The organism is Pseudoalteromonas apostichopi (assembly GCF_030297135.1).
Taxonomy (GTDB): Bacteria; Pseudomonadota; Gammaproteobacteria; order Enterobacterales; family Alteromonadaceae; genus Pseudoalteromonas; species Pseudoalteromonas apostichopi.
Genome location: NZ_AP028066.1, coordinates 766,238 through 791,885 on the forward strand (window position 1 = coordinate 766,238; position 25,648 = coordinate 791,885).

The window sequence follows — 25,648 nt, forward strand, 5'->3', positions numbered from 1 at the left end:
AGCGCTATTTAGCGCTCTTTTTTTGTTGCCATTTAAGTGAGTTGTTGGTGTCTCGACTATTACAAATGGTGTCGTTTGAACTCTCAATACCACCAAGTTTGGCAAGTCGGTCGTACAGCACAACATTGCATGTCGCGGCTAGATTCATACAGCCTATGGTTGGCACATACACTACTTCATCACACCATTTCAGCACATCTTTACTGACCGAACCATCTTCTGGGCCAAATACATAAAATGCGTTTTCAGGGTGCTTAAATTCAGGCAGTGGTGTTGCACCTTCAACAAGCTCAATCACCACCGTTGTGGCACCTTCAGGCTTTGCTTGCTCTAGGCTTTCAACTTGCGTAAGTGGAATATGCTCAAGCACATTTTTGGTATCGGTGTGATACTTATTAGCTCGTAAATAGCGGCTACCAGTAAAAAACACTTGCTTGGCATTGTAACAACCCGCGGCACGTAATACGCCACCCACATTAGTTGGGCTTTTTGGGTTTAACAGGCCAATGCTTGCTTTAAGTGCGCTCATTAATCAATGTCTCTGGTTGGCCATTCGGCCACATAAAGATCAAAGTCATCTAGGTCTACGTCGCAGTCTTTCACTGTTTTGTCACGCACCGAAATACCCAGCTCATGCATCATGTCTTTACTACCACCGTTCAATAACGGGTGCCAAGACGCAAGGCCACGGCCTTCGTAAAGGCGACGGTAGCTACAGCTTTGCGGCATAAAAAAGATATCTTTGAGGTTTTCTTTAGTGAGCTTTACACATGAAGGCACCAAGGTTTGGCGATTCGCATATTCGCTGCAACCACAGGTGTCGTTGTCTAGGTATTGGCAAACGATATTAGTGAAGATGAGTTCTTCACCCTCGCGAAGTTGATCCGTTGCGGTAAATTCATCTTCGTCTTCACTGTCGATAAATGTGTTTAAACAACATTTACCACAGCCGTCACAAATGGCTTCCCATTCGGGTTGTGACATTTGCTCAAGCGAGCGCTTAAGCCAAAATTGATCTTCTAACATGGTATTACTCAAAGCCCCTAAACAGCGCGCATTCTAGCGTAAAGCCAGCATGCGCGCAAAGTTTAGCGTGTTACTTTTGCTCGTTAACCCAGCGCTTAATTTTCTCTTCAAGAATTGGCATAGGTAATGCGCCATCAATCAGAACTTGCGTATGGAAGGCTTTAATGTCGAACTTATCACCAAGCTCTTTGCTCGCGTAGTTACGTAGTTCTTGAATTTTGAACTGACCTAACTTGTACGATAGCGCTTGGCCCGGCCATGCAATGTAACGCTCAACTTCGGCGATAATGTCACTTTCGGCCATTGATGAGTTTGCCAACATGTAATCAATACCTTGTTGACGTGTCCAACCTTTCGCATGGAAACCAGTATCAAGCACTAAGCGCATTGCACGTAATTGCTCATCTGATAAACGGCCGTACCACATGTAAGGGTCAGTGAATAAGCCAAGCTCTTTACCTAAGCTTTCTGCATACAATGCCCAACCTTCTGCAAATACCGTGTAGCCACCGAATTTACGGAACAGCGGTAATCCTTCAATTTCTTGTTGCAAGGCAATTTGAAAGTGGTGACCCGGCGCTGCTTCGTGAATAGACAAGGTTTCAAGTAAAAACTTAGGCTGTGCTTTTAAGTTAAAGGTATTGATATAGAAAATACCTGGGCGTGAACCATCTGGTGCTGGCGACTGATAAGATGCACCCGCAGCAGATTCTGCGCGGAAATCTTCAACTGCTTTTACAACGTATGGCGCTTTTGGCGCAATATCGAACATTTGCGGCAGCTTAGCATCAATTTTTTCTTTTACTGCTTCGTACGCAGCAATTAACTCTTCTGGCGTATCGTAGTAAAACTCATCTGAAGTTCTTAAGTGTTCAAAAAACGCTTTTAAATCGCCTTCGAAACCGACAGTCTCTTTGACTTTTTTCATCTCAGATAAAATACGCGATACTTCGCTTAAGCCAATATCATGAATTTCATCGGCGTTTAAGCTCAGCGTTGTATGCTGTTTAATTTGATACTCATACCATGCTTTACCATTTGGCAGGTCGCTGTAACCAATGCTTTCACGGGCATTTGGAATATATTCATTCGCTAAAAAGTCAGCCATTTTTTGATACGCCGGCACTAAACGCTCGCTGATCATCGCTGTGTACGCGCTTGTAAGCTGTGCTTTTTGTTCATCGCTGAAAGACTCAGGTAACTGAGCAATTGGCCCCCAGAATAATGACTCTTCTGGTTTTTCTACAATATGAGTTTGAAATTGTGGTAATAGTTTTTCAGCAAGCGGCTTAGGAAGAACGACTTTGTCTTTCATGCCTTGGCGCATTGATTGCTCAACACTGTCTAACCAAGCGATGAAACCATCAGCACGTTTTTCAAATGCTTGATAATCTTCAACGGTGTTAAAAGGCTGTGCACTTTGCCCAGAACCTAATGCAGCAAAGGTATTATGCGCCCCACCCATTTGGTTAATTGGCATTAAGTAACTTGGAAACTGAGCGCCTTCAATCGCAAGATCTAAATCGCGGGCTAGGATTTCGTAGCTCAATAATGACTGACCCGTTAATTGCGCTTTGTCGATATTTGCTAGTTTGTTTTTGTATTCTTTAACAAAGTTAAGCTGCTCGTCGCGGTTTGCTTTACTAATAGGTGCAATAAATTGGTCGTTATATTCGCTACGGCCAATGTAAGTACCACCAATTGGATTAAACTTTAGGCCTGCTTCAAAGTAGTCTGCTAGTAATGTATCAAGTTGCTCTGTGGCTGACGTTGCGCTTGGTGCTTGTTTGCTCACCGAAGTGGTTGGTTTTTCGTTTGTTGGCGTTGATTCATTACAACCAAGTAATGCAAACATCACTGCCGAACTAAGTAGTGCTAGTTTTACGTTTTTCATTCTTTCCCTGCCCTTATATTAAGTACGCGTAAATTATGAGGGTTTAGTTCCCTATTTAGCAAGTATAGCCGTAACTTATCGCAGTTTATTTACACTTTGCAGGCTGATTGCTAGAGTGGCGACTCGACTTACCAATTTTGAATAAAAATGAAAAAGACAGTTCTTGCGATTAGCCTAGGCCTTACTTGCCTAACCTCTTTAAATACCTATGCAACAACCTACTTATCGGCAAAAGCCATGGTAGATGTAAATTCAGGTAAACTGATTAAATCACCACTCATTAGTATAGATAATGGTCAAATTACAGCTGTACAAAGCAATAAACAGCCGAATTTAAAAGACGGCGATAAGCATGTTCAATTACCAGAGCTGACTTTGGTGCCAGGCTTAATGGATATGCATGTGCATTTAACAAGCGATCCTACCGTGCCGCGCAGTGAGCGAATTGGTCAATCGATTCCGCGTAAAGCAATCAAAGCGGCGCACTTTGCCGAAAAAACACTGTATGCAGGTTTTACAACGTTGCGTAACTTAGGCGCAGAAGGCTACAGCGTTATTGCAGTTCGCGATGGCATTAACGCAGGCGACATTGTTGGCCCACGTATTTGGGCGGCTGGCCCGTCGTTAGGTGTTACTGGCGGTCACTGCGATAACAACCGTTTACCACCAGAAATGAAATACACCGCCGAAGGCGTTGCTGATGGCCCATGGGCCGTGCGCGCTAAAGTACGTGAAAACATTAAGTACGGTGCCAATGCCATTAAATTTTGCGCTACAGGCGGGGTATTTTCAAAAGGCACAAAAGTGGGTATTCAACAATATAGCCAAGACGAAATGAACGCCATTGTTGACGAAGCTCATTTACGTGGCCTAACCGTGGCAGCCCATGCACACGGTACCAGTGGTATTAAAGCGGCTATTGTTGCCGGTGTAGACAGTGTTGAGCACGTTAGTTTTGTCGATGACGAAGCCATTAAACTTGCGAAAAAACACGGTACTTGGTTCTCAATGGATATTTACAACACTGAGTACACCCTAGCCTTTGGTGAACAAAATGGGGTTGCAGAAGAAAACCTCAACAAAGAACGCCAAGTATCTAAAAAGCAACGCGATAGCTTTAGCCGTGCAGTAAAAGCAGGTGTGAACATGGTATTTGGTACCGATGCGGCGATTTACCCACATGGCGATAACGCGAAGCAGTTTTCGCGTATGGTTGAATTTGGTATGACACCACTGCAAGCACTGCAATCTGCCACTATCAACAGCGCTAAGCTGCTTAAAGCTGATGATCAACTTGGGCAAATAAAAAGCGGTTTCTTAGCCGATATTATTGCCGTTAAAGGCAACCCGCTTGAAAACATTGCAGTACTTGAAGATGTACAATTTGTTATGAAAGACGGCAAAGTTTTTTAAATAAGCTAACATGCTGGCTTTGCATGAGTGAAGTCAGCAACTTTCCTTTGTATCCATATCGTAAACAAAATCACCAACAACAAAACCAATTATTAACAACTTGTATCCAATCAAAGAAATTACCCAAAACAGATAAATAAAACTTGAAATGAAAATAGCTCGCATTATCATTAGCGAAAAACTTCGACTAATTACCTATAATGACGACACATAAATACTCAATTTTAGCCCTAGCCTGCTTAAGCGCATTCAATGCAACCGCCAACGATTTAGACTCAGTTGAACGTATTACCGTTTACGATAAACAAAACCGTGTAGTACTTGAATCTGGCCTTGCCACTAAATCAAATATGACTCTAATGGAAACGCCAGCGCCAGTTGTGGTTGTTGATCAAGAGCTTATCAACTCGCAAGGTGCAACAAACTTACAAGACTTAGTGCGTAACATCAGTGGTGTTACCCAAGCCGGTAACAACTACGGTATTGGCGATAACTTAGTGATCCGCGGTTTAGGCGCTAACTATACTTACGATGGCATGTACGGCGGTGCAGGCCTAGGTAACACCTTTAACCCTACACGTTCAATGACCAATGTTGAATCTGTAGAAGTACTTAAAGGCCCAGCAACAGGCTTATATGGTATGGGTAGCGCAGGTGGGGTTATCAATCTGATTGAAAAGAAACCACAATTTACTGAACAGCACACCGTTAATGCTGAGCTTGGTCAATGGGATAGCTACTCACTAGGCTTTGATAGTACAGCAGCATTAACCGACAACCTTGCTTATCGCGTTAACGCAAAAACAGCTCGCAGCGATGGCTACCGCGACTTAAAAGACGACCGTGATGAAATTTATGGCGCGTTAAAATACGTATTAAGCGACAAACAAGACATCATGATTTCTGCCGCTTATATCAAAGATGCCATTGCCGTTGATTCAATTGGCCACCCTATTCGTATTTTTAACAGCGACTCAGTAAATGGTAAAACCGCAGGTGAAGTAACCGCTGCTGATTTAATTAACGACGCAACGGCAAAAGGCCTGCAACTAACCGATCAGCAACGCCAGCAATTAGCAGATTCACTGGCAGCAAATGATGGCTTAACACCTTACACCTTTGGCCATAATGGTATTATCTCGCCAATGGCGAATGATAACGAAGGCGAAGAACTACGCTTTAAATTAACTCATAACTACTTCATTACTGATAATTTATTTTTAAATCAGCAACTACAATACCGTAATTACGAATCGAGCTTTGCCCGCCAAACGGGTGCTTACAACTATGTTTATTGGAACCGTAATGGCGTGATCAATGCTGACCCGCGCGCTCCATTAGTAGTTGATGACGTACTATACCCATTTGCTGCGCGCCGCCAAGAATACCGCCAAGTAGAAGCTGACGAAAAATCATGGCAATACTTTGCTGACTTGCGTTATGACTTTAGCTTTGCTGGTATTGATAACGAACTACTTGTAAACGCCAACTACGAAGACCGCGATATTCGTTTTAAACAATACTCAATTTACGATGCCGACAAAGTCATTAAAAATAAAGATGGAGAGGTTATTTACCAAGGTCAATTACCTTACATTTTTGATATTCGTAACCCGAACTGGGGCGAAGGCAGCTTTTATGATTACGACCCGCTAAAAACCAGCGATTACAACAAAAAGGTTCAAGCTTGGGGTGTAGGTATTCAACATGTTGCGTATATTCACGACACTTTCACAACCCGTGTAGGCGTTGCATTTAACCGCATTAAACAAAGCTACGAACACTTTGGTGTAGATGCGCGCTACCGCGCAAGTGCCGCCGAGCCAACACCAGAAGCAGATACATCAGACAGCGGTATGACCTACAACCTAGGTGCAACCTACAAACTTAGCGATGATATTTCGTTCTTTGTAAACCATTCTAAAGGCCGTACAGCTTACAGTGTGCTTGGTAGTGTGTCGGGTAACGAAGCAGACCGCGATGACGCAGAATCAGTCAGTAACGACATTGGTATGCGTGTAAAAGCCTTTGACGATCAACTACTAGCATCACTTGTGGTATTTGATAGTGCCCGTACAAACCTTGAGTATGCCAACCCAGATTACGAAGCCGGTGTATCTGATTCATCAGTACCAAAAAGCTTTTACGATGGTGAAGAGCAAACCAAGGGTGTAGAGCTTGATTTAAATGCCGATTTAAACGAGCAGTGGAAACTTAACGTAAATGCGGTGTATCAAGACGCTCGCGATAAGAAAAACCCTAACTCATCATCTTTCGATACTCGCCAAAAAGGTGTGCCTTATGTAACAGCAAGCAGCTGGTTAAGCTATGACGCTAAATGGTTTAATTTAGCCGAGCCACTGACAATTAGCGCAGGCGTGCAATATGTTGATGACCGCAGCACAAACTCAACCTCGTTTGGTATTCCTGATGGCTACGTACCAAGCTACACAGTTTACGACGCCGCAATAAAATACCAAACAGATGATTGGAAACTACAGTTAAACCTAAATAACTTGTTTAACAAAACCTATTACTCAAAAGCAATGTTCTTAGGCGGTATGCCAGGTGAAGAACGTAATGCTAAATTAACCTTTAGCTACACACTTTAATTGTGAATAAAGAGCAAAAAGCGCGGCTTAGTTGGGTCGCGCTTTTTTGTTTGTTTAGTGCGAGATTTTGATTAGTAACTTGTTTTTGGACAGGAACGTTTTAAGTAATCGGCTGTATTAGGTTAATTTCGCATAAAAGCTTCTATGGAGGAAGGTGCCTTGTTAAGGGGGGAGCAATGCAATACCGAAGCCGACGCATGCCAGCTTAATCACTAAAGTCAACGCATAATAAAATTGCCACGCGTTGCGAATCACTCTTAAACAGTTTGTTATGTAACTGACTCAAAGACAAACTCATAGTCTTTATTTACCCAGTTTTTGCCTAGAATACGCAAATGCTTGGGATAGTTGCCATTTTCATCGTACCAACAAGAAATGCGCTTCCCATCAGCACTTTCTTTAAGGACAGACTCAAACCTTTTTTTCGCTTGGCTATATTTGTTATGTTCAGTTCCCCAAGCAATGAACACCTCATTGGCAAGTTCAAGTTCACGCTCTAGCACCTTTAAATTCTCTGAAAGCCCTAAATCATAGTTCCCAACTAAATCCTTTGGCTCTGTAGATCTATAGGGAAATAAATTTACGACTGTCACTGCATCAAAGTTTGCATCCACGCAATAGTTAACCACATTGGCGAATGTATTATCCATTCGGACGATATCTGCTTTACTTGGGTTGAGTAATATAAACAAAGCTTTCTTCTCACCGCCTCCCCAAGCTTTTGTTAGAGAAAAACGTAAACTTTGCTTAGTGTCGTTTGAGAACTCAGCAGAAACCTCTATTGTTCTATTAACTTTTATTGTCAATGTTACAACTCCATTTGTTACATACCAACGCTTCAATAACCAGAGCAGCTATACTGGGTCCGGCGCTGAAAGCGCGAAGTTGATTGACTTGTTATACCTTGCCAAATTTGATCCATTTAATGACCAATTTTATTATATTTACCAGCGAAGCTATTGTGTAAAAAGCTACTATGATCCAGATTAGCTGATAAAGCGTTATCATAAAATCAAAGTTGATCAAACTAAGTTTCGTTGTACTTATATGTTTCACCGCCTGAGGAAGCATTACAAACGAAATTGCGCTTAGCATCGCAAAGTTAGGCATACTGCTCAGCAAGATAGTCGTTGCTATTGTAGATCGCAGTTTTTTAAGAGTAGCAACTTGTTCCTTAGGTGGCTTATCTATTGAAAGCGCTTCTTTCACTTTGTTTGCATTCGCGCCCATATGAAAAACGGCAACACCGAAGAGGACACTTAAAGCAGATATAATGTTTGGCAGGCTAGTTTCCAAAATAATTCCCTAAGGCTGTGTGAGTATCAGAAGCAATGAAATACTTTCTTGAACCTACCGATCTTTTTCTTATGGGATTATAACCAGCTCCTTCTTTGGCAACGATAAGATTTAAATGCTCGACGAAGACATCCGACAATATTGTCACATCATAGCCTTCACCACTAGCCTCAGCCGATCGGTATATTTCCTCTAATGTTTGGTGGAGCTCTTCATGCAGCTTAGTTCGATACCTAGAAAGGGTATTTCGCAAAAGAGTTTTAGATTGAGTTGTAGTCAATTGGAACATGATAGAAATGTCATCTTCACTAGGTAGACGAGGTGAAAATACTTTCTTTATTATATAGAGGAGACGATCTTGTTTCGCTTCGTCCGCTCGGTTGGGCATTCCTTTTCCAGCTAGCATTTCTAGATATTCAATTAGTCCTGCGTGGGCCAAATTGGTTAAGCGTGGAGCGAGATCATCTGTATCAGCTATGCCCATTGAAGCACGTAGCAAATCAAGCTTTTCTTGTGAAACCTCTTGCCCATCAAGTTCGCTCAAGTCAAATTGTATTTCCATAAGCTAAGATCTCTCCGTACTGTGGGTATAACATTTATAGTGCGCCGATCGCGCATCTTCCTGCCAATGTCACGCGCATGTATTAATAAATCTATTATTAACAAATTACGTAATGCATTGCCAACTATAATATTTTTATTGACACTAAAGGTATTCAGAAAAAGAAAATACGCTCATCGCTCATTTTCTTGAATATGTGAGCGAAACAAGAGTACTGTGTATTTACACAGCTTCCTACATTGGTGATGATATGAGAGTTAGTGAAATATCAGATTTATCGAGTATTGCCAATAGCATTAGATGAATAACACTATATCTGTTCACTTAAAGCCGCCCTTAGAGCATTTTCATTAACCCATTTAGGGCTAAGGCGAGTTATATTAATAAATCGTAGGTAGACAAAATTATGTTTTTTCAAAATCAAACATTAGCAAATAACTAATAACTTCAGGCATGACAAATAGCTAAACCTGATAGAAAAACTGCCACCAAAAAGCATAAGACAAGACCTAGCCCTATTGGTTTTAACTCTGGAATATGCAACCATATTGACTTAAATTATTTTATATGAATCAGATGTATAGTAAGCTACAAAGAATTACAACAGATGAAACGTAAGCATGTCAGAGAATACCCCCGCTAGCCCTAGCATCTACAAGACAATCTTTTTTGTAAGCTTAATCACATGCTCACTTTTTTGCATTGTGCTACTGGCGTTACTCGTATGTTTACCTTCTCCATCACTACTATCTTACCTTGGCTATGCCAACTCAGTTGCACTTGCTAATGCTGATAATATCAACGATCCATTCACATCCCACATTATTGGTGAGTTAGTCAAGAGTGGGACATTAATCAGCCTTAAAGATGTCTGGTCATTTCAAACTGGCTTTTATCAAACAATAATCACCGTCCTTATAGCTATTAACGGTTTGATCGCTGCAATATCCGTGATTTACATCAAAAGTACATCAGAAGAAAAAGCTGAAGAAATCACAAAAAAATATATGCATAGTGATACGTTCAATCACTTACTCAATGCAAAAGTTGAGAATGAAGCAGAATCACGGCTTCGGGTTGTACAAAGCGATCTAAATGCTACTGCTGGCGATTTTGAAAGGTCATTAGGAACTGTCGATGAAGCTCTAGAACGATTGCAACTTTTAGAAACAGAAAACCAAAGCCTACGCCAACAAATAAAGGTCATTTCGGAACGTGTAGCTCAGTTAGATATATCCGAATCTGAAGGCAAAGAATCCCTACTTGTCAAAAAGGAACAATAGATGGCATTCGTTAGAAAATCTGGTAGAAAAACTCAAACAACTACAGAATTTGAAGATTTGTCTACACCTGAACATCTAATAGCACTTGCTGAAGACAAGGGCTTAGAAACTGACCCTGTCAATGTATCTGAATTAGCCAAACAACTAGGGATTACTGTTAGATACGAGCCGATGCAAGATGAAGAATCAGGCTCGCTAAAAAAAGAGAAAAAGTCAGGCTGTTGGGTAATGACCGTTAATTCATTACACCATCCGCATAGGCAAAGGTTTACAATAGCCCACGAAATTGCACATCGCATTCGCCATGCTGCTAACAGTGATAGCTTTGAAGATACAACTTTCTTTAGAAATGGGGAAACAAACTGGATGGAAGCTGAAGCCAATGATTTTGCAGCCTCACTATTGATGCCTAAAGATGCTTTCGATAATTTCATAGCCAACGTATCATCAAAGGTTGAAGATGTTGCTATGCACTTCCAAGTATCTTCTCATGCAGTTCGAATTAGAGCCAAAGTTCTTGGTTATGACGGACATAATCTATGAGTGAATTTGTCTATTTCCCGATCATAAAAACTAGAGATGGCGAACTCCGCTGTTTTGAACACATCAATGATGATGATTTTTCAAAGATTTTGCCAATTTACGAACTAACCAAATCGAGAAAAACAAAAAAAGCACCTGATGGTGATATATATCGCCGTATGAAGCAAATTGCTGAAATTCAGAAGAAGCGACCATTTATACTTGATTTGAGTACAAACGAAAAATATATCAACCCTCAGATTGAGCAGTTGTTATCAGAACACAACGGCTTTAAAGAGTGGCAGTATTTTCTGTTTGATCTACATTGCGACTTAAACATCATCCCTATGGTTCACTTGTATGAAGATGATGACGGGAAGTTCGAAGACGTTGAAGAATTCGTAAGAATTGCTTCTGCAAGAACTAATTGTCTTGCGGTTAGATTGCCATATGACTTAAGTGACGAAGAAGTTGAATATTATCTAACTCCTATAACAAGGCACCTGAACGAAAATTGTAAACTCTACGTAATTCTAGATGCTGAATTCGTAAGAAAGAAAGCCATTAATGATGTAGTTGATACTTTCCTTGAAGCATGCTCAGGTACGGAGTTTTTCGCTGATAAAATAGAAGGCGTTGTAATGCTTTGCTCTAGTTTCCCATCGAATGTTGCTCAAACTGGTGGCGAAGATATTGCAGGTGAGTTTAGAATTTATGAAGAAGATATCTATCAGGGTATTAGTGAAGAGTTCCCAATCAAATATGGCGACTACGTTTCAATTAACACCGAACAAATTGAAATGAAAGGCGGTACTTTTGTACCTAGAGTTGATATTGCATCTTTAGACGGAAAATCATTCACCTATAAAAGGTACCGTCGGAACAATGGTGGGTATGTAAGAGCTGCAGAGCACACTGTCAGAGATACAACATCATATAAGCCGCTTGGAGTGTGGGCTGATGAAGAGATCCAAGCGGCAGCAAATGATAACCCATCAGGTATTAGCCCTGCATTTTGGATATCAGTTCGCATGAATTACTACATTAAAAGTCGAATTTTACTCAGAGAATCAGACGACTCTTCGTTTTAGTAATGATGGAGCTTTCTTTGTAATTGTATATATGTCATCCGACGTCAAATGAAGGGTGGTTTCTTGTCTCAACAGTTTTGAAGCCACCCCATATCTTTCATTAAAATCGTTTCTTGATAACTGTCTTAATGACTCTAACGTATTGTTTTTTGATACGTAGTCGCATAATTCGTGCTTCGATCTTAAATTGCTTCCTTTCGATAGAGCAGTCAACTTTTGCACACTTAACGCACTGGCTAACACTCTTTTATCGTGTCGTTTGAACTGTTTTGATTGGCGAACATGAGTAATTTTGCCATTTTCGACCAGAAAGATGCCAACATCTCTTGAAATCGTTGCTCGTACTTCAGCCAGATTGCTTGGTTCACACACAACAAAGCAAAAATCAAAAAACTTTTTATAACTTTCAATTTGATAATTCAACCTAGATACAGTGTCACGAGCACCTTTTATTTCAAAGGCAGTTAAGTAGCCATCATCTAGCAATGCTAGATCCGCTCGTCTTTCACCAAATTGAAATGAAAACTCAGCACCAACAACAAAATTTTCATACTTTTCTAGAAAGTACCTTACTATTAGTTTTTTAATTTCTAGCTCTGTCATCTATGCCACTTTAACTGTATATACAAACAGCATTATCGTATATCACTAGCCTATCAGCAAGCATATTGTTAACACCCTTTTTATTGTTATTCTCCCAACTTAGAGATTAGGTCTTGTCTTTTGACTCTTATTACTTTTTCTATATCAAAGTTGACTGTAAATCATTTTGTGATTTGAAGGCGTAACTCATTACTCCTGCTTGATTGGCTTGTTAAGTTCACATTCACTGGTTTCGATTAGTAAAATGCGTTTAGGGTACAGGCCTAACTCATGATTATAAAACTGAGAAGGCATTTCTTCATAACTTGTTAAGTGACCCATTTCGCTTACCCAACCCCAAGGGTTTTCATACACCTTCGGCACTTCCCCCATTTTATTACGGGTATTATTTGAAAATGCAATATTGGGACAAACTGCTAAACACCTTAGAGGAACTGTCTCAGTAAACGCGTGAATTTTTTCAAAAGTACGAAAACCTCGTTTCGAAAGTGCAGTTTTAACGTTTTTTAAAGGCGTGACAGTACATCCAAATTTAGGGATATCAAGAGGTAATGGACAGTTCCAGCTCTTCGGGTACTCAGAATGTTTCAAGTGATTATAAAACGCGTATATTGGAATCGCTTTATTTGCTTTAGCATAAGCTTCTAATATTTCATGTTGCGGTTTGGCATTACTACCTTTTCCTACCACATGATTTAACGACGCATACCTGCCTGATTTCAAATCCAGCTTTTTTGCTTGAACAGCATAGCGTAAATATCCTTGCTTTCTGTTGCCTATCCACCACTCCCAATCTGTTCCTTTAACTTTTTCTTTTTTTTTAGGTGTTTGGATAATTTTAATGTTTGATAATTTTTGAGAGGCTAAATATAACAACAAATTGTCTGTTAATGTTTCTTCGCCTTGATTTATACCAAACTGTGTAGAGTTGTCTAGACGATTCCAAACATCGTCACAAACAATATTAAGGTGATGATCTAGCACTGAACCTCCTTGTGAACTTAACGCCGCCAACACGGATAGTGCTAGCTGAAGGAAAATTTGTTCGAAATTTTATGACAGCTTGCGCTATCCCTTGTGCTTGGCCTTATCATGTTTTTAATTGTGCCAACAGTTTTAGGGCTTTTTCTCTGGTTTCAGTTGAAACTCTTGGTAATTGAGAGCTGATGACTGTTTCCAGTGCTTTTTTAGTGAAGCCAGCAGAAATAATACTTTGTGCATGACCTGTACGAGACACACATGAACCATCAGTATAATTAGTCTTAGACTTTAACATGTGAATAATGTCTTCTCTGGATATGATCTTAGAAAAAACAATTCAATATAATTAACAGAACAGCTTTGACCAACTGATTGTAATGTTCTCGAAAATTGTTAGTTGGTAACTAATTTCTCATAAACACATAATTGGCGCAATAAAGCTTGGCTATACTAAGCCAAGAATGAGCGAAGCCAAGCTTTTTGCCTCCACCCCTAATGCGATTGTTATACCTACCTAGCTCACATATTTTAGTGCTTTACTTGAGATCACCGTATATATAATTATTTTCGTGATCCCATAATTCGACTTTATTATTAGACTTCAAATTACCGTATATGTAGTTGTTTTTGTGATCCCATAACTCAAACTTAGTACCCTTAAGCTCACCATAAATATAATTATTATTGTTATCCCATAATTCAATTTTCGAACTCATATTTTCTCCACGTACGTATGACACTTTAGTATTTATGCAACACGCAATTTGTGTGTCAAAACCGCTTTTTGGAATTTGATCAACTTAGCTAGTATTATGTATGCTTTTTCTAAATTACTCAGCGCTTATTATGTATTCATTACACCTAAATTAGTCTTAATAAGCAAATATACGCTTATGTGTACAGAGGCCGCTAGCCTGAGCAATTAAGCTTAGCTCGTGTTGGGGCAAAGATGAGCCAGCTAGGAAGTAGCTGACTCTAAACTGGGCTAATTAAGCTAGTTAGCATTTAGCTAAAGTAGTCATGATAACCATCAATTGCTGGGCAATACTGTATATCATCTTCGAGGTCTAACGCTAAATTTCTTTCATCATCGATGTGGTTATTTACATATTTTCCATCGATGAAAAAGAATTCACGGTAGAAAGAGCCAAATTTAGATCCTATGCGTTCTTTTGCAATTTTATTAGCGTCTTCAACAGTCCAAGGGTTGTTTTTGTTTCGTAAGAACTCAACACAGGTGTATCCCTACTCGTGTAATCTTGAACCGTAACCTATATCCAAGTTACGGTGCTTAACTTCAGCGAAACTTAGTTTCCTTGCACCTATAGCAGTTGCAAAACCTTTATCGAGATACTCGGTCTTAAAGTTACGTCTAATAAGTTTGGGAGTCGTGCCTTCATACTCTAACTTATTGACCATTAGATCATCATCAAATGTCACCAATAGTGAGCTGTACTGATTCGGATTAAGCTGCGTCCCCCTATTGCCTTGAGCCATCGCGAATTCTTTATTAACACCATCCATACCTTTATTTGCATTAACTATGTTAGCTTTGTGGTTGTTAGCTTTCTTAGAACGCTGTAAATGTGCATTGTAATTTGGAAAACCAGCTTCTTTTGCTGCTGATTCAAGTGCTTGGGTATGCTTAATATCTGAGTCAACTTGAATTTTTTAGCTCGTTTTTTGATATTTGAAATGAAAGATTTAGTAATATTCATGTTCTTAGATCCCTAGACGAAAAGCTAAGTAAATTCACTCCTAATTTTCTTCTTCCCGCCGAAACAAATAAGAACAAAATATACAATTTAGGATTATGGTTCTCGAAAGAGTTTGCCTTATTGGAGTGAGCAGGCTTCCATATAGCCTCAAGTCAATAACTTATCTCGAGCTAACTCATTAGTCAACCTGACAAAGCTTATACCTTTGAAGCACCGCATGGATGATAAAATCTATGTCAAACTTTTATAACGAGACTGAGCGAATCGTCGTTGCTAACAAATTTTGGGGCAGAAGCAATGTGCAGTTTTGCATTTTACTCACTCGTTAATGGACAAAAACACGTTAGAGTATTTAATCAGTAACGTCTCACATCACCGGCAACATAAAGCAGTGCGAGGAACGAGCGGCACTTTATGCTGTCCGAGTGCATGTGATTGTTATGCAAAATTATCGGTTTATTAGAAAATGCTATGCTATCAGTAGCTATATTCATATGGCGCAAGAAAGTCTCTTTCTCCAATCCAAGTGACAATTTCAACAGTTGCGGGACTTGCTATTTTTCCATCGAGATCAAGTTTTATGTTTCCCTTGACCAATATGGCGAACTTATTGTCACCTTCTACTGATTTGGAGATATTTTTCACTTCTTCTTTTGTTAGTGAATGCAATGCCTCGGCAGCAAATAAAGTTCCGAAGGTTGTGTAACCGGACACGATTACCGCACTATCAATATCCTTGCCTAATGCATTGTTACGCGCACAAACCAAGCAACCATAGTCTTCGGCTACTATCGTTCCATTTACCTCTCTAAAATTAAATTTATGGATATTCTCTTTTTTGTGCGTTGCTCTCTTTTCGATGAGACCATTAACACCACTGGAATAGTATAGAGGAGAACCCATTTCTCCAAGTAACTGCTCTGTTGATTTATTCCACTTAGGGCCCGCGATGGTAATGAGATTTCCGTTCTTGGATGTTGCCGGTATCTCGTTTCTTACCCATCGTACTAGGCGGTGATAGTGTGTGCGAAATTTATCGTAGACGAGAAGTATTGAATCAGCATCCCCGTAATCAAAACTGCCAGACGGAATCAAACTCGAAACTGGCGAAACGTAATCAGAAGTACTTTGGATATTTGCATAACAGATTCTGATATCTTTATCCGTATTAATATTAAACAGATTAACTATCTTGTTGTTTTTTCCAATATTATACTTAATTGTGTAGTACTTGGCGGTAATTGCGGTTGCTATTAGCGAACCGAGTATTCCTATCAGTATTTCAGTCATGCTTAACTCCTGTTATAACTGTATAAGGAAAGCATCCTTCTCCCGATAGATTATTTATATCTTTTTCAATGCGTTCTATTCCTTCAGCGAAGGAGTCGCCATCTATGCTATGTAGGCAGTTATATGACTTGGTTTTACATGCATTTAAAAATTCTTCATCTAAGGGTTGTCTTATATTTACGGATTCCACCCTAACCCTTGAAAAACCATTATTTGAAAGGCTGCTAGTCACGCTTTTAATTGAATGAATCATGGATAGTTCTATAGGGATTGTGGAGGGAAAATAGCGCCCTAAAGATTGTTGCCGAATGTCACTTTCTGTATGGGTTGCTATATATATGACACCCTTTTTCCGGAGTGATCTAAAAATGGATGACAAGAAGTTATCCAAGTTCCGAATATAGTGAATAAAGTTGATGCAGTAGGCGCCATCGAAATGATCCTTTGGGATAACAATTGATTCATTGCAATCACATTTAATTGTTTGAACATGTTTTTTCTTGTTTGCTTTCTTTAGCATTGCATCTGATGAGTCGACCCCATAGATGATCGTGTCGAAAATTTCCCCTAGTTTAGATGCGTAACCACCAGTGCCACACCCCAAGTCCAATATCCTTGCGTCGCCTAAAGCAGATTTACTGATGTAATTCGTAATGTGGTCAATTATTTGAACCCTCGGTTTTCTATGGCTCTCATAGCTATCCGCGACTAGCTCAAAAACACTCATAACTTACTACCTATACTTGACTTCCCTGTTTCCATTAACAAAGCTAATTCTTTTTCTTCTGTTTCTGTTAATGCTGAAATTTCTGCATCGCTTGCTTTGTATTCTGCCTCGATAAAATACAACTTTTTCCCTTTAAAAATCTTATTAAATATGTATTTCGTTCTTCGCATGTGAAAATCTGAAGTTATAATGATAATATTTCTGTCGTTTACATGCTTCAAATAGGGAACGGAAAGCTTAGCGTCTTCAACAGTGTCCTTGCTCATGACTAAGCCTATAATATCTTCCTCTATCACCCCTTTTTTCAGTATGAGTTGTTTGGCGTAATAGGAATAGGGGTGTTCTGCAACCTTTTTTCCTTTGCTGTAGCCGCCAGTCAACAAGATCTTTGAATTTTCTTGTTTTTTGTATATTTCAAGACCTTTATCCAGGCGAGAAAGACCTATGCGAGATATGCTGCCATGTTTATCATTCGTGGAGCCTAGTACTACTATAATTGCATTGTTCACTACTATTTGCTCCCGATTAGATTGCTATTTAGTCTCTTGTGCATAACGCCCGCATAAAATGCGGATAATGCTTGGCTATAATTAGCGAAGAATGAGCGTCAGCCAAGCGTTTGACGTCATTTTTGATGCGTTTGTTATATGCACAATTACATATGAGGCTCGCAATATTTAAGCCTTGGTTTCGGGTTAAAGTAAATTAAGAAATTATTAAAATCACTGTCTAAATATACTCTTAATACCTGCTCTCCACCCCAAGCCTGAAACGCAATGTTCGCAACGTTTTCTTTGTAAATATGAAATACTAATTCCGCCCCCTGAAATAGCTTCACACTTACTGAGTTATTACCAAACGGTGAATGAGTAAATATTAATTTTTCACCTGTGTCATAATCCATTAGGAATGAAAACTGCCCCTCATCATGGTCATATTCACTAGAATAACCAAAGCCTCTTTCAAAAAACTCTAGTTCTTCTGGAAATTCATAGGTCAATTTTAACTCCTGACTTCAAGTGCATATAACGCCTCAATAATAGGCGTAAAAATGCTTGGCTAAAATTAGCGAAGAATGAGCGCAAGCCAAGCGTTTTGCGTCCATTTCATTGACTTGTTATATGCCGATTACATCAGAGATTGCCAAAATGTAAGCAGCAGGGCTACCAAAGACAAATAGAATCGATACTAAGTTTATTGAATATCTTAATGACTTAGATAGTCTTTTGTAAGCTTTTAGTGTGCAACGATAACCTTTTATGTCTTTGAAAGAATAGTGATTAAACACAGAGGCTAAAACTATACTTAAAATTGGCAGCGAATATTTAAAGTTACCTGCGTAAGGTGTTTGAACGCCAGCTTTAAATAGCAAAATTGTTAAGATTGACCAAAGATAGAAAGTTGTGCCAAACATAACAAGAAAAGCGGCTTTCTCATGATTCTTGGAGCTGCTTTTCCAATGCATAACAGAATTGCACAATCCAATATGTATCGTCCTTAATATCAATTTAACTCCTGAGCTTTTAAGGCTTATAACATGTTTATAGCGAGCTAATCGCGCGTTTTTCTACCACAGCGTAGCTCGTTTTTCTTATTAGATTATTTCTAACAAACTTGTTAACTAATTACCAGTGTTATTAAAATTTAAGAGTTCTCGCTTTTACCTCAGGATAAAAACGAGCGATTGGGTCGTTTTCTTGACTATACGAGCGACTGAGCTAAAACTGTATATATACAGACTCATTTCAAAGGAATGAAAATGAAAACTCGCTCTCCTTATTTAAACTACATTGCAGACTATATGCTCACTCGTCAGTATTCATTAAGAACAATTAATGCTTATTTAGGCTGGATCGCAAAATTTATTCTCTTTCACAACAAACGTCACTCAAGCTCAATGGGAGATGCAGAAGTCAAAGCGTTTTTAGACCATATTGTATTAAAACGTAATATGTCACCTAGAACACAAAGTGCAGCTTTAAATGCGCTCGCTTTTTTATATAAACATATTGTCAAAAATGAGCTTTCTTTAAACTTGAATTTTGCACGAAGTAATCGACAACCCAAGCAGCCTGTAGTGATGACGCCTGATGAAGTAAAGCAATTGATGAGTCATCTTTCCAAGCGATATTACTTAATCACGGGGTTAATGTATGGAAGTGGTTTGCGTGTGATGGAGGCGGTGCAATTGCGAGTAAAGGACATTGATTTTGATTAGAAATGCATTCAAATTTGGAACGGAAAAGGCAACAAGCATCGTATAGTTACTCTTGCAACGGAGTTGATCCCATTACTTAGAAATCAAATTTTGCAAGTTGAAGAATATTTAAGATTAGATTTACAAAACGAGCGATACGCAGGTGTGTGAATGCCTGACGCTTTAACTCGTAAATATCCCTCAGCTAATAAATCACTAGCGTGGCAATACTTATTTCCTTCCTACAAATTAAGTGATGACCCAGAAACTGGCGAGATACGTCGCCACCATTTCCACCCTACATGTGTTAGAAAAGCGATTAAAAAAGCATTAAAGCAAACCAATATTACAAAGGTTATTACGCCTCATACCTTGCGCCATTCATTTGCAACGCACCTATTGCAAAGTGGCGCCGATATTCGCACCGTTCAAGCACAATTGGGCCATTCTGATGTCAAAACCACACAGATTTACACTCATGTTTTACAACAAGGAGCAAACGGTGTTGTAAGCCCATTAAGCAAAATTTTCTAGCTATTATTAAAGATGCGTTAACTTATCATTCAATGTATAGGGCTTGGACCGTTTCTTGATTGCTCAAAGCAGCAGTTAGAGCATTTAACCTAACTTATTTTGGGGCAAAGGCGGGCTATATTCATAACCCGCCTTTGGACAAAAACGTTTTAGAGTATTTATTTGGTAACGCCGCATTAAGGTGTGAGCAACGCAACCACCTAACCTAAAACAATACACCTTAAACACAAAGCCCAACTGTGAAGCGAAAAGTGCTAAGCGTTTGGAGTCACTCTTAAATGCTTTGTTAGCCCTCTTTTACCACCGACAATGAAGAAAGATGCTGTATCCCAAGACACTTCCATTAAATGTGAATGGATTGTCTTGTTCACTTTATTTTTTTCTAGTAGTAAATCTCTCACCGTGGAAAGTGCAGCAGTCTCAGAATCAACCTGAGTTTGACAGTATTTGATTATAAAAACGGGAGGTAAACGTCCGCCAATACGGAAGATAACGTAACCATTTTCTTCCATCTCCATGCGTGTATGAAATTTAATATCTTCAGGAGTCCCATCAATGCTGTCTATGAGTTCTCTTAGTTTCTTATAGAGTGACAAGCCTAGTTCAAAGTTCTTATCGTTTGATACAAAAGTGGTTATATCATTTGTTTTGCTACAGTAATCATCTAGCGATTCAGGTGTAACGGGATACCTAGTTTCTCGAATGATATAGCTACTTAGAGTTTCGAGTAAATCCTGTTCTTCTTTAGACAATTCGATGTGCAAATCTAATGCGATTTCAAGCAAATTATGGCTATACGCCTTTACTTTTTTTTCAAGTAAAGCTTTAGGAGCATATATTAGTAACGAGACTACGCCAGACTTAAGCAGCAATTCTAACGCATAACCAAGTAGTAAAATACTCGACTTATTAGCGGACTCTACAACGTTTAAAATTTCAAATACTTCTTTGGAGTTTGGACGCTCCTTTTGTTTTTCTTTTTCTGACTTTAATCGCTCAAACTCAATTCTCTTTTTAGCGGCTGATTCTCTTAACAACTTTGCACTTATGAGCTTATTATCGGCTTCTCTTACCCAATCATATTTGTTAAAGGCTCCTTTTTCACCACTAGACTTCAAAGGAGCCTCCATTAACTTACTCTTATTCAACTAGATATCTCCCATTGAAGCTGGCAGAGGGCTAACGCCCTGTTAAGGTGTGAGCAACGCAACGCATAGTAAAAATGCCACTCGTTGCGAATCACTCTTAAACAGTTTGTTAGGCAATTTGTACTTATGGTTCAAGGTAAGTTATTGTGGTTTTGACCTTTTTATTACCGTCACCATCGAATGTCATTACATTATTACACTGATTGCAAGCAAATTTATGTAGTGCCCCTTCAGCAGTAAACTCTAAATCGTTGGAGTGGCAAATGTTGCAGATTTTTTCACCTGGATTTAGACCTTCATACTGGCGTAAATGAACACTCAATAGCTCCAATGAAATATGAATCGTTTCAGTAAATAATTTTGACCAATTTGAGAACTCTTCAACTTTAAAAACCTTACCTTGCCACTCTCCAGACTGTGTCCCTTTATTGTTAATTAAACTGGCACTTCCATGTATATAACCATTGAACTTATTATAGAGATTGGACACTATTCGGTTCTGTCTTGAATCTATTAATGATTGATTTTCCAACTCCTGCAACAAACCTTTTTTGCCCCTTAAAGGTGGCGTTCTATAGTCATCGATTTTCCATTTTTTGTAGTTTTCAGGGTGCAAACAAAAATGTAATTGCAAGACCATTCCTTCTAGGAAACTTCTCAAATTCTGGCAAGCTTGTTTGTAAAAAAGTCCTGCACACATATGAATTGAGCATTCTAGATCTGTTCTAGATTCAAGTATGTGAGGTAAGGAAAAAAAAGCACTTTCCGAAAGCATGTTGCTAACTACAGCATCCCAAGCGATTGCATACTTAGCAGCTAGCGAAAACTCGATGGTGTTAGCAAAATCCGGAACCAGATAGGTTGGCTCTTCAGGGTTCGATTCAGGATCGATAACTGCAGCACCATCTTGGAATAACTCCAAGATATAGTTGAACTCTTCGATCTTAGTTAAATACGTATAGTCACCATATTCGCCATACCCTCCTTCGGCAAATAAGATGTTTAAAAAGGTTCTCAAATCACAATTTTCATCCCATTCAGAAAAGCAATCTTTTACAAATGGGAGGCATGACAATGCTTTAGTTGGTAAGACAACTTCAGCGCTACTAGTTTGATCAAAAAACTGTTCCATACTCAAATCTCAATAAAATTGCCTAACAATTTAATAGTGCGCAAATCGCGCATATTTCTGATTTTCAATCGCGCATTTTCTTGAATATGGGGGAAAGTTTTTATTTCAATGGCTAAACATTAAAGGTTTCAAAAAATTTAAACGTCTGGTGTTCGCTCAAAGCCGACCTTAGAGTATTTACGTTAACTTGTTTTGGGGCAAAAACAAGTTACAGTTACTTACTTTTTAGCATATGAAAAACTGTCAGATTCAATTGAGCCGCTCAACCAAACCTGACAGCATTAACTGACTTAAGTTTAAAGCGTCATTACGATTCGGCCTGTGATATCGCCTTTTAGCATGTCGTCAAAAATATCGTTGATATCTTCGAGGCGTTTTTCTTCAATAATGGCTTTAACTTTACCTTTAGCAGCAAAATCTAGGCATTCTTGTAAGTCTTTACGCGTACCAACGATTGAACCCACTACCGACACACCATTTAACACGGTATCGAAAATTGGCAATGGCATATCTTCTGGTGGTAAACCTACAAGCACGCATTTACCGCCACGGCGAACGCTTTTATAGGCTTGCTCAAAACCGGGTTTTGAAACAGCAGTACAGACAACACCATGTGCCCCGCCCACTTGTTCAAAAATGGTTTCTGAAGGTACTTGCTTCATAAAATCTATGGTGATGTCTGCGCCAAGCTCTTTGGCTAGTGCCAACTTGCTCTCGCCGGTATCAACGGCAATTACATTAAAGCCCATTGCTTTTGCGTATTGCACTGCTAAATGGCCTAGGCCGCCTACACCGACAATTGCCACCCAGTCGCCCGCTTTAGCATCAGTGACTTTAAGCGCTTTATAAGTTGTAACCCCAGCACAGAATAGAGGTGCGGCTTCTGCAAAACCTAATCCATCAGGAATTTTCACCACATAATCACCATGGGCTACACAATATTCAGCGTAACCACCATCGACTGAATAACCTGTGTTATGCTGCTCAAGGCATAAGGTTTCTTTACCTTCTAAACAAAACTCACAATGCCCACAGGCGCTATATAACCAAGGAACACCGACACGGTCGCCTACTGATAAGTGTTTAATGTTTGCACCTACTTTTTCGATAGTACCTACCCCTTCATGGCCCGGCACTAATGGCATTTTCGGTTTAACTGGCCAATCTCCATGACAAGCATGTAAATCTGTGTGGCACACTCCACACGCGGCAATTTTAACTAGCACATCGTTAATTCCCACCTCTGGGCATGGGATATCTTCGATTGTTAATTTACCCTTGTACTCTTTATTTACTGCAGCTTTCATAACGTTCCTCCATGGTATTATTGGATTTCAGCCTATACGATAAACTTATTAACTGTCACTATTATTGATCCACATCAAATAGCTAATCACTGCGGCATTTAATTAAACTATTATTTAAATTCAATAACTTAAATTTTAAATATGGCATATCTACACTTTAGTAGCAGAAGATTGCATAGTGGCTATTTCTTTTAGTTATACCCCGAGCGTGCTAGCATTTAATTTCTGAAATTTTTGAATACTAAAAATTATGAGCCTATCTGAAAAAAACTTAGCTTTTGTTATGCACTGCGGTGAAATGGGTAGCCGTTGGGGCTTTAACCGCACCATTGGTCAAATGTGTGGATTATTAACCATTACTAAAGAACCAATGACGGCAAATGAAATTGCCGATACCTTAAGTATCTCGCGCGGAAACGTTAGTATGGGCATTAAAGAGCTACAGTCTTGGCGCTTAATTAAAGTGCACCATATTCCGGGTGACCGTAAAGAATACTACGGTCCTGCTGGCAGCATTTGGGATATGGCCAATCGCGTATTCGAAGAGCGTAAAAAGCGCGAGATAGACCCAACCCTAAGCCTGCTTCGCGATAACATTTTAGAAGAAGCCCACACAGATGATGAGCGCTTTGCTCAGCAACAAATGCAAGAAATTCACGATCTACTTGAAACCGTTACTAAGTGGTCAGCAGAGCTACAGCGCTTAAGCCCTGAACAGCTTCAAAGCCTAATGAAACTAGGTTCTGGCATTGGTAAGGTACTTGATTTTAAAGATAAGATTTTGAAAAAGCCGGGGAAAGGGGAATAAGTTAGCAAGTTTGACCTTGTAGGCGTGAAACTTGTTTCACGCGCACTCTTGTAGGTCGTGCTTTAGCGCTTTGCTAGGTGCTAACAGATTAGAATTTGCTACCACCCTTTTACTCAAAATATGAGTTTTTAAGTACAATTCTCACTTTAACGTAATATAAAAATAATGTGATAAAGGAATATCAGAAATGAAAGAGAAAGGTAGTGCTGTATACCAACTATTTCTACTTGCTCTTAGTATTTATGTACTTATTGTTGTGTTTGCTGAAACATTCTTGGTTACTGATCCAGAAGTTTCGCTCCTCCTTCAAAGAGTGGATTTGAGTATATGCGTTATATTTTTAGTTGATTTTTTTGTAAATTTTTACAAAGCAGAGAGTAAACTAAAATATATGAAATGGGGCTGGATTGACCTTGTTTCCTCGATTCCACTGCTTGACCCACTTCGTTGGGGCAGGCTTGCAAGGGTAGTTAGGATATTAAGGTTTTTTCGAACAATAAAGTCCCTTAAGTTACTCATAAGTTCAATTTTGTCTAGCAAGTTTCAAAGCCTCACTCTCGTTGTGTTATTAATCACTTTTGTTTCTTTTACAGCTTGTGCAAGTTTAATAATGGAGTTTGAGAAAAATTCCGTTGGCGGAATAAGTACTGCGAATGAGGCACTATGGTGGGCTTTTCTTAATATCATGAACGCAAAAGTGTCTATCACACAAGCACAGTCTACCGGCGGGATCATTGCTACTGTTATCTTGAATAAAATAGGCTTACTTTTATTCGCTTACTTTAATGCAATTATGATTGCATGGTTAATTAAGAAAAGAGTAGATATAAAACACGGGCAATCTTAAAGCTCTAAAAATAAGGGTAATCATGTGAATAAGCTTCTTTTGATAATCAGTATTGTATTAATTTTGGCTGGCATACTTCTGTTCTTATATGACTTTTTACCTGTCGGAGTCGCTAACAAAGAGGACTCTTATTTAAAAATAGCATCGAGTGATACCTTCTCTATTTTAAACTACAGACTGCATTTATTGCTTACCGGTGTTGGGCTCTTAGTATTATACAAGCTAAAAGTATTTTAGCTTTAAAGGATTACTATGAATGCGAAGCCGATTTTATGAAAACACTTTTATCATGATGGCAGAGGACCTGAACTACAAAAGGTGATTTGGCAAAAATGATAAAGACCTTTTAGGCTTTGAGTACTTCAATCCCGATGATGAATATTCATTAGCGAACCTTAAGCATATAAGGTTAGATAACGTAAAAGCATATTCAATGGCAACGGATGATGTTCATGATTGTATTCTAGCGAATACAAAGTGTGTGGCAGCCATATTTGAAGTGCTTAATTCGAATTGGCTACTATCATTCAATCAAGACGAAATCGCTGGGTGCAAGCATTTTCAAATAATGTTTTATGATGAAATTTATGACGTTGTTTGTAAAAGTGTAATCACAGGAAAAGGGAATCTGGCGTTTTAACGCCGAACATGTAGCAG

The 25,648-nt window shown here is 39.2% G+C and carries 23 protein-coding genes and 1 pseudogene; 8 read left to right on the top strand and 16 right to left on the bottom strand.

Translation table 11 applies throughout. The features are described from left to right. Positions 1-4: 4 nt before the first annotated feature. The 3 genes from QUE86_RS19430 to QUE86_RS19440 form a co-directional block, all read right to left on the bottom strand. On the bottom strand, positions 5-529 hold the full coding sequence (locus QUE86_RS19430) for an RNA methyltransferase (RefSeq protein ID WP_054552060.1): 525 nt from the start codon (positions 527-529) through the stop codon (positions 5-7). Then, positions 529-1,026, bottom strand: coding sequence for a YcgN family cysteine cluster protein (locus QUE86_RS19435; RefSeq protein ID WP_054552059.1), 498 nt, complete (start codon positions 1,024-1,026; stop codon positions 529-531). Before QUE86_RS19435 ends, QUE86_RS19430 begins: the two co-directional genes overlap by 1 nt. Positions 1,027-1,096: 70 nt before the next feature. After that, positions 1,097-2,920 (bottom strand): DUF885 domain-containing protein, encoded by a 1,824-nt coding sequence (locus tag QUE86_RS19440; RefSeq protein ID WP_286260587.1) that lies wholly within the window; start codon positions 2,918-2,920, stop codon positions 1,097-1,099. 147 nt (positions 2,921-3,067) lie between these two features. Here QUE86_RS19440 and QUE86_RS19445 point away from each other — a divergent pair, with 147 nt between their 5' ends. After that, complete coding sequence (locus tag QUE86_RS19445; RefSeq protein WP_286260588.1) at positions 3,068-4,333, top strand: Xaa-Pro dipeptidase; 1,266 nt, start codon at positions 3,068-3,070, stop codon at positions 4,331-4,333. A gap of 200 nt (positions 4,334-4,533) precedes the next feature. Then, the gene (locus QUE86_RS19450; RefSeq protein ID WP_286260590.1) at positions 4,534-6,945 is read left to right on the top strand and encodes a TonB-dependent receptor; all 2,412 of its coding nucleotides are present in this window, start codon (positions 4,534-4,536) and stop codon (positions 6,943-6,945) included. A gap of 269 nt (positions 6,946-7,214) precedes the next feature. On the opposite strand, the gene QUE86_RS19455 is transcribed toward QUE86_RS19450, so the two are convergent. The 3 genes from QUE86_RS19455 to QUE86_RS19465 form a co-directional block, all read right to left on the bottom strand. Next, on the bottom strand, positions 7,215-7,751 hold the full coding sequence (locus tag QUE86_RS19455; protein ID WP_286260591.1) for a DUF1643 domain-containing protein: 537 nt from the start codon (positions 7,749-7,751) through the stop codon (positions 7,215-7,217). 91 nt (positions 7,752-7,842) lie between these two features. Next, entirely contained in the window at positions 7,843-8,241 is a 399-nt protein-coding gene (locus QUE86_RS19460) for a hypothetical protein (protein WP_138625504.1), read from the bottom strand. After that, a complete protein-coding gene (locus QUE86_RS19465; protein ID WP_286260592.1) occupies positions 8,231-8,803 on the bottom strand; it encodes a hypothetical protein in 573 nt (190 codons plus the stop codon). The genes QUE86_RS19460 and QUE86_RS19465 overlap by 11 nt, the downstream gene beginning before the upstream one ends. 620 nt (positions 8,804-9,423) lie before the next feature. On the opposite strand from QUE86_RS19465, the gene QUE86_RS19470 reads away from it, so the two are divergent. From QUE86_RS19470 to QUE86_RS19480, 3 genes are read left to right on the top strand one after another with little or no spacing between them, the layout of a single operon-like run. Next, positions 9,424-10,086 carry a hypothetical protein gene (locus tag QUE86_RS19470; protein ID WP_286260593.1) on the top strand — a complete coding sequence of 221 codons (663 nt, stop codon included), beginning with the start codon at positions 9,424-9,426 and terminating at the stop codon, positions 10,084-10,086. Further along, on the top strand, positions 10,087-10,629 hold the full coding sequence (locus QUE86_RS19475) for an ImmA/IrrE family metallo-endopeptidase (RefSeq protein WP_138625501.1): 543 nt from the start codon (positions 10,087-10,089) through the stop codon (positions 10,627-10,629). Further along, positions 10,626-11,699, top strand: coding sequence for a beta family protein (locus QUE86_RS19480; RefSeq protein WP_286260594.1), 1,074 nt, complete (start codon positions 10,626-10,628; stop codon positions 11,697-11,699). The genes QUE86_RS19475 and QUE86_RS19480 overlap by 4 nt, the downstream gene beginning before the upstream one ends. Here the strand turns inward: QUE86_RS19480 and QUE86_RS19485 are convergent. From QUE86_RS19485 to QUE86_RS19515, 7 genes are all read right to left on the bottom strand, one after another. Then, positions 11,679-12,302, bottom strand: a complete 624-nt coding sequence (locus QUE86_RS19485) for a sce7726 family protein (protein ID WP_286260595.1) — start codon at positions 12,300-12,302, stop codon at positions 11,679-11,681. The genes QUE86_RS19480 and QUE86_RS19485 overlap by 21 nt on opposite strands. 189 nt (positions 12,303-12,491) lie before the next feature. Continuing rightward, positions 12,492-13,286, bottom strand: a complete 795-nt coding sequence (locus QUE86_RS19490) for a DUF6615 family protein (protein ID WP_286260596.1) — start codon at positions 13,284-13,286, stop codon at positions 12,492-12,494. A 106-nt stretch (positions 13,287-13,392) separates the two neighbouring features. Further along, entirely contained in the window at positions 13,393-13,578 is a 186-nt protein-coding gene (locus tag QUE86_RS19495; RefSeq protein WP_286260597.1) for a hypothetical protein, read from the bottom strand. A gap of 1,900 nt (positions 13,579-15,478) precedes the next feature. Beyond that, positions 15,479-16,291 (bottom strand): hypothetical protein, encoded by an 813-nt coding sequence (locus QUE86_RS19500; protein WP_286260598.1) that lies wholly within the window; start codon positions 16,289-16,291, stop codon positions 15,479-15,481. Then, entirely contained in the window at positions 16,284-17,018 is a 735-nt protein-coding gene (locus QUE86_RS19505; protein ID WP_286260599.1) for a class I SAM-dependent methyltransferase, read from the bottom strand. The genes QUE86_RS19500 and QUE86_RS19505 overlap by 8 nt, the downstream gene beginning before the upstream one ends. Then, the gene (locus tag QUE86_RS19510) at positions 17,015-17,527 is read right to left on the bottom strand and encodes a YdcF family protein (RefSeq protein ID WP_286260600.1); all 513 of its coding nucleotides are present in this window, start codon (positions 17,525-17,527) and stop codon (positions 17,015-17,017) included. Before QUE86_RS19510 ends, QUE86_RS19505 begins: the two co-directional genes overlap by 4 nt. Positions 17,528-17,673: 146 nt before the next feature. Then, positions 17,674-18,018 carry a hypothetical protein gene (locus tag QUE86_RS19515; protein ID WP_286260601.1) on the bottom strand — a complete coding sequence of 115 codons (345 nt, stop codon included), beginning with the start codon at positions 18,016-18,018 and terminating at the stop codon, positions 17,674-17,676. A gap of 759 nt (positions 18,019-18,777) precedes the next feature. Here QUE86_RS19515 and QUE86_RS19520 point away from each other — a divergent pair. Continuing rightward, positions 18,778-19,749 (top strand): annotated as a pseudogene (locus QUE86_RS19520) (integron integrase). A gap of 254 nt (positions 19,750-20,003) precedes the next feature. Here QUE86_RS19520 and QUE86_RS19525 read toward each other — a convergent pair. The 3 genes from QUE86_RS19525 to adhP all read right to left on the bottom strand — a co-directional run bounded on the left by QUE86_RS19525 (position 20,004) and on the right by adhP (position 23,336). Beyond that, positions 20,004-20,897 carry a hypothetical protein gene (locus QUE86_RS19525; protein ID WP_286260602.1) on the bottom strand — a complete coding sequence of 298 codons (894 nt, stop codon included), beginning with the start codon at positions 20,895-20,897 and terminating at the stop codon, positions 20,004-20,006. A 124-nt stretch (positions 20,898-21,021) separates the two neighbouring features. Then, positions 21,022-22,029: a hypothetical protein gene (locus QUE86_RS19530; RefSeq protein WP_286260603.1), complete on the bottom strand. Its 1,008-nt coding sequence runs from the start codon at positions 22,027-22,029 to the stop codon at positions 21,022-21,024. Between the two features lie 296 nt (positions 22,030-22,325). Continuing rightward, positions 22,326-23,336, bottom strand: a complete 1,011-nt coding sequence (gene adhP, locus QUE86_RS19535) for an alcohol dehydrogenase AdhP (RefSeq protein ID WP_167657578.1) — start codon at positions 23,334-23,336, stop codon at positions 22,326-22,328. Positions 23,337-23,586: 250 nt separating this feature from the next. Between adhP and QUE86_RS19540 the strand changes: the two genes are divergently transcribed. Both QUE86_RS19540 and QUE86_RS19545 read left to right on the top strand, forming a co-directional pair. Continuing rightward, positions 23,587-24,144 (top strand): GbsR/MarR family transcriptional regulator, encoded by a 558-nt coding sequence (locus QUE86_RS19540; RefSeq protein WP_055021667.1) that lies wholly within the window; start codon positions 23,587-23,589, stop codon positions 24,142-24,144. A 187-nt stretch (positions 24,145-24,331) separates the two neighbouring features. Then, complete coding sequence (locus QUE86_RS19545) at positions 24,332-24,991, top strand: ion transporter (RefSeq protein ID WP_286260604.1); 660 nt, start codon at positions 24,332-24,334, stop codon at positions 24,989-24,991. Positions 24,992-25,648: the final 657 nt, after the last annotated feature.

Coding starts and splice junctions, on each gene's coding strand:
- QUE86_RS19430 (WP_054552060.1), bottom strand. CDS start 529: ATGAGCGCACTTAAAGCAAGCATTGGCCTGTTAAACCCAAAAAGCCCA.
- QUE86_RS19435 (WP_054552059.1), bottom strand. CDS start 1,026: ATGTTAGAAGATCAATTTTGGCTTAAGCGCTCGCTTGAGCAAATGTCA.
- QUE86_RS19440 (WP_286260587.1), bottom strand. CDS start 2,920: ATGAAAAACGTAAAACTAGCACTACTTAGTTCGGCAGTGATGTTTGCA.
- QUE86_RS19445 (WP_286260588.1), top strand. CDS start 3,068: ATGAAAAAGACAGTTCTTGCGATTAGCCTAGGCCTTACTTGCCTAACC.
- QUE86_RS19450 (WP_286260590.1), top strand. CDS start 4,534: ATGACGACACATAAATACTCAATTTTAGCCCTAGCCTGCTTAAGCGCA.
- QUE86_RS19465 (WP_286260592.1), bottom strand. CDS start 8,803: ATGGAAATACAATTTGACTTGAGCGAACTTGATGGGCAAGAGGTTTCA.
- QUE86_RS19470 (WP_286260593.1), top strand. CDS start 9,424: ATGTCAGAGAATACCCCCGCTAGCCCTAGCATCTACAAGACAATCTTT.
- QUE86_RS19475 (WP_138625501.1), top strand. CDS start 10,087: ATGGCATTCGTTAGAAAATCTGGTAGAAAAACTCAAACAACTACAGAA.
- QUE86_RS19480 (WP_286260594.1), top strand. CDS start 10,626: ATGAGTGAATTTGTCTATTTCCCGATCATAAAAACTAGAGATGGCGAA.
- QUE86_RS19485 (WP_286260595.1), bottom strand. CDS start 12,302: ATGACAGAGCTAGAAATTAAAAAACTAATAGTAAGGTACTTTCTAGAA.
- QUE86_RS19495 (WP_286260597.1), bottom strand. CDS start 13,578: ATGTTAAAGTCTAAGACTAATTATACTGATGGTTCATGTGTGTCTCGT.
- QUE86_RS19500 (WP_286260598.1), bottom strand. CDS start 16,291: ATGACTGAAATACTGATAGGAATACTCGGTTCGCTAATAGCAACCGCA.
- QUE86_RS19505 (WP_286260599.1), bottom strand. CDS start 17,018: ATGAGTGTTTTTGAGCTAGTCGCGGATAGCTATGAGAGCCATAGAAAA.
- QUE86_RS19530 (WP_286260603.1), bottom strand. CDS start 22,029: ATGGAACAGTTTTTTGATCAAACTAGTAGCGCTGAAGTTGTCTTACCA.
- adhP (WP_167657578.1), bottom strand. CDS start 23,336: ATGAAAGCTGCAGTAAATAAAGAGTACAAGGGTAAATTAACAATCGAA.
- QUE86_RS19540 (WP_055021667.1), top strand. CDS start 23,587: ATGAGCCTATCTGAAAAAAACTTAGCTTTTGTTATGCACTGCGGTGAA.
- QUE86_RS19545 (WP_286260604.1), top strand. CDS start 24,332: ATGAAAGAGAAAGGTAGTGCTGTATACCAACTATTTCTACTTGCTCTT.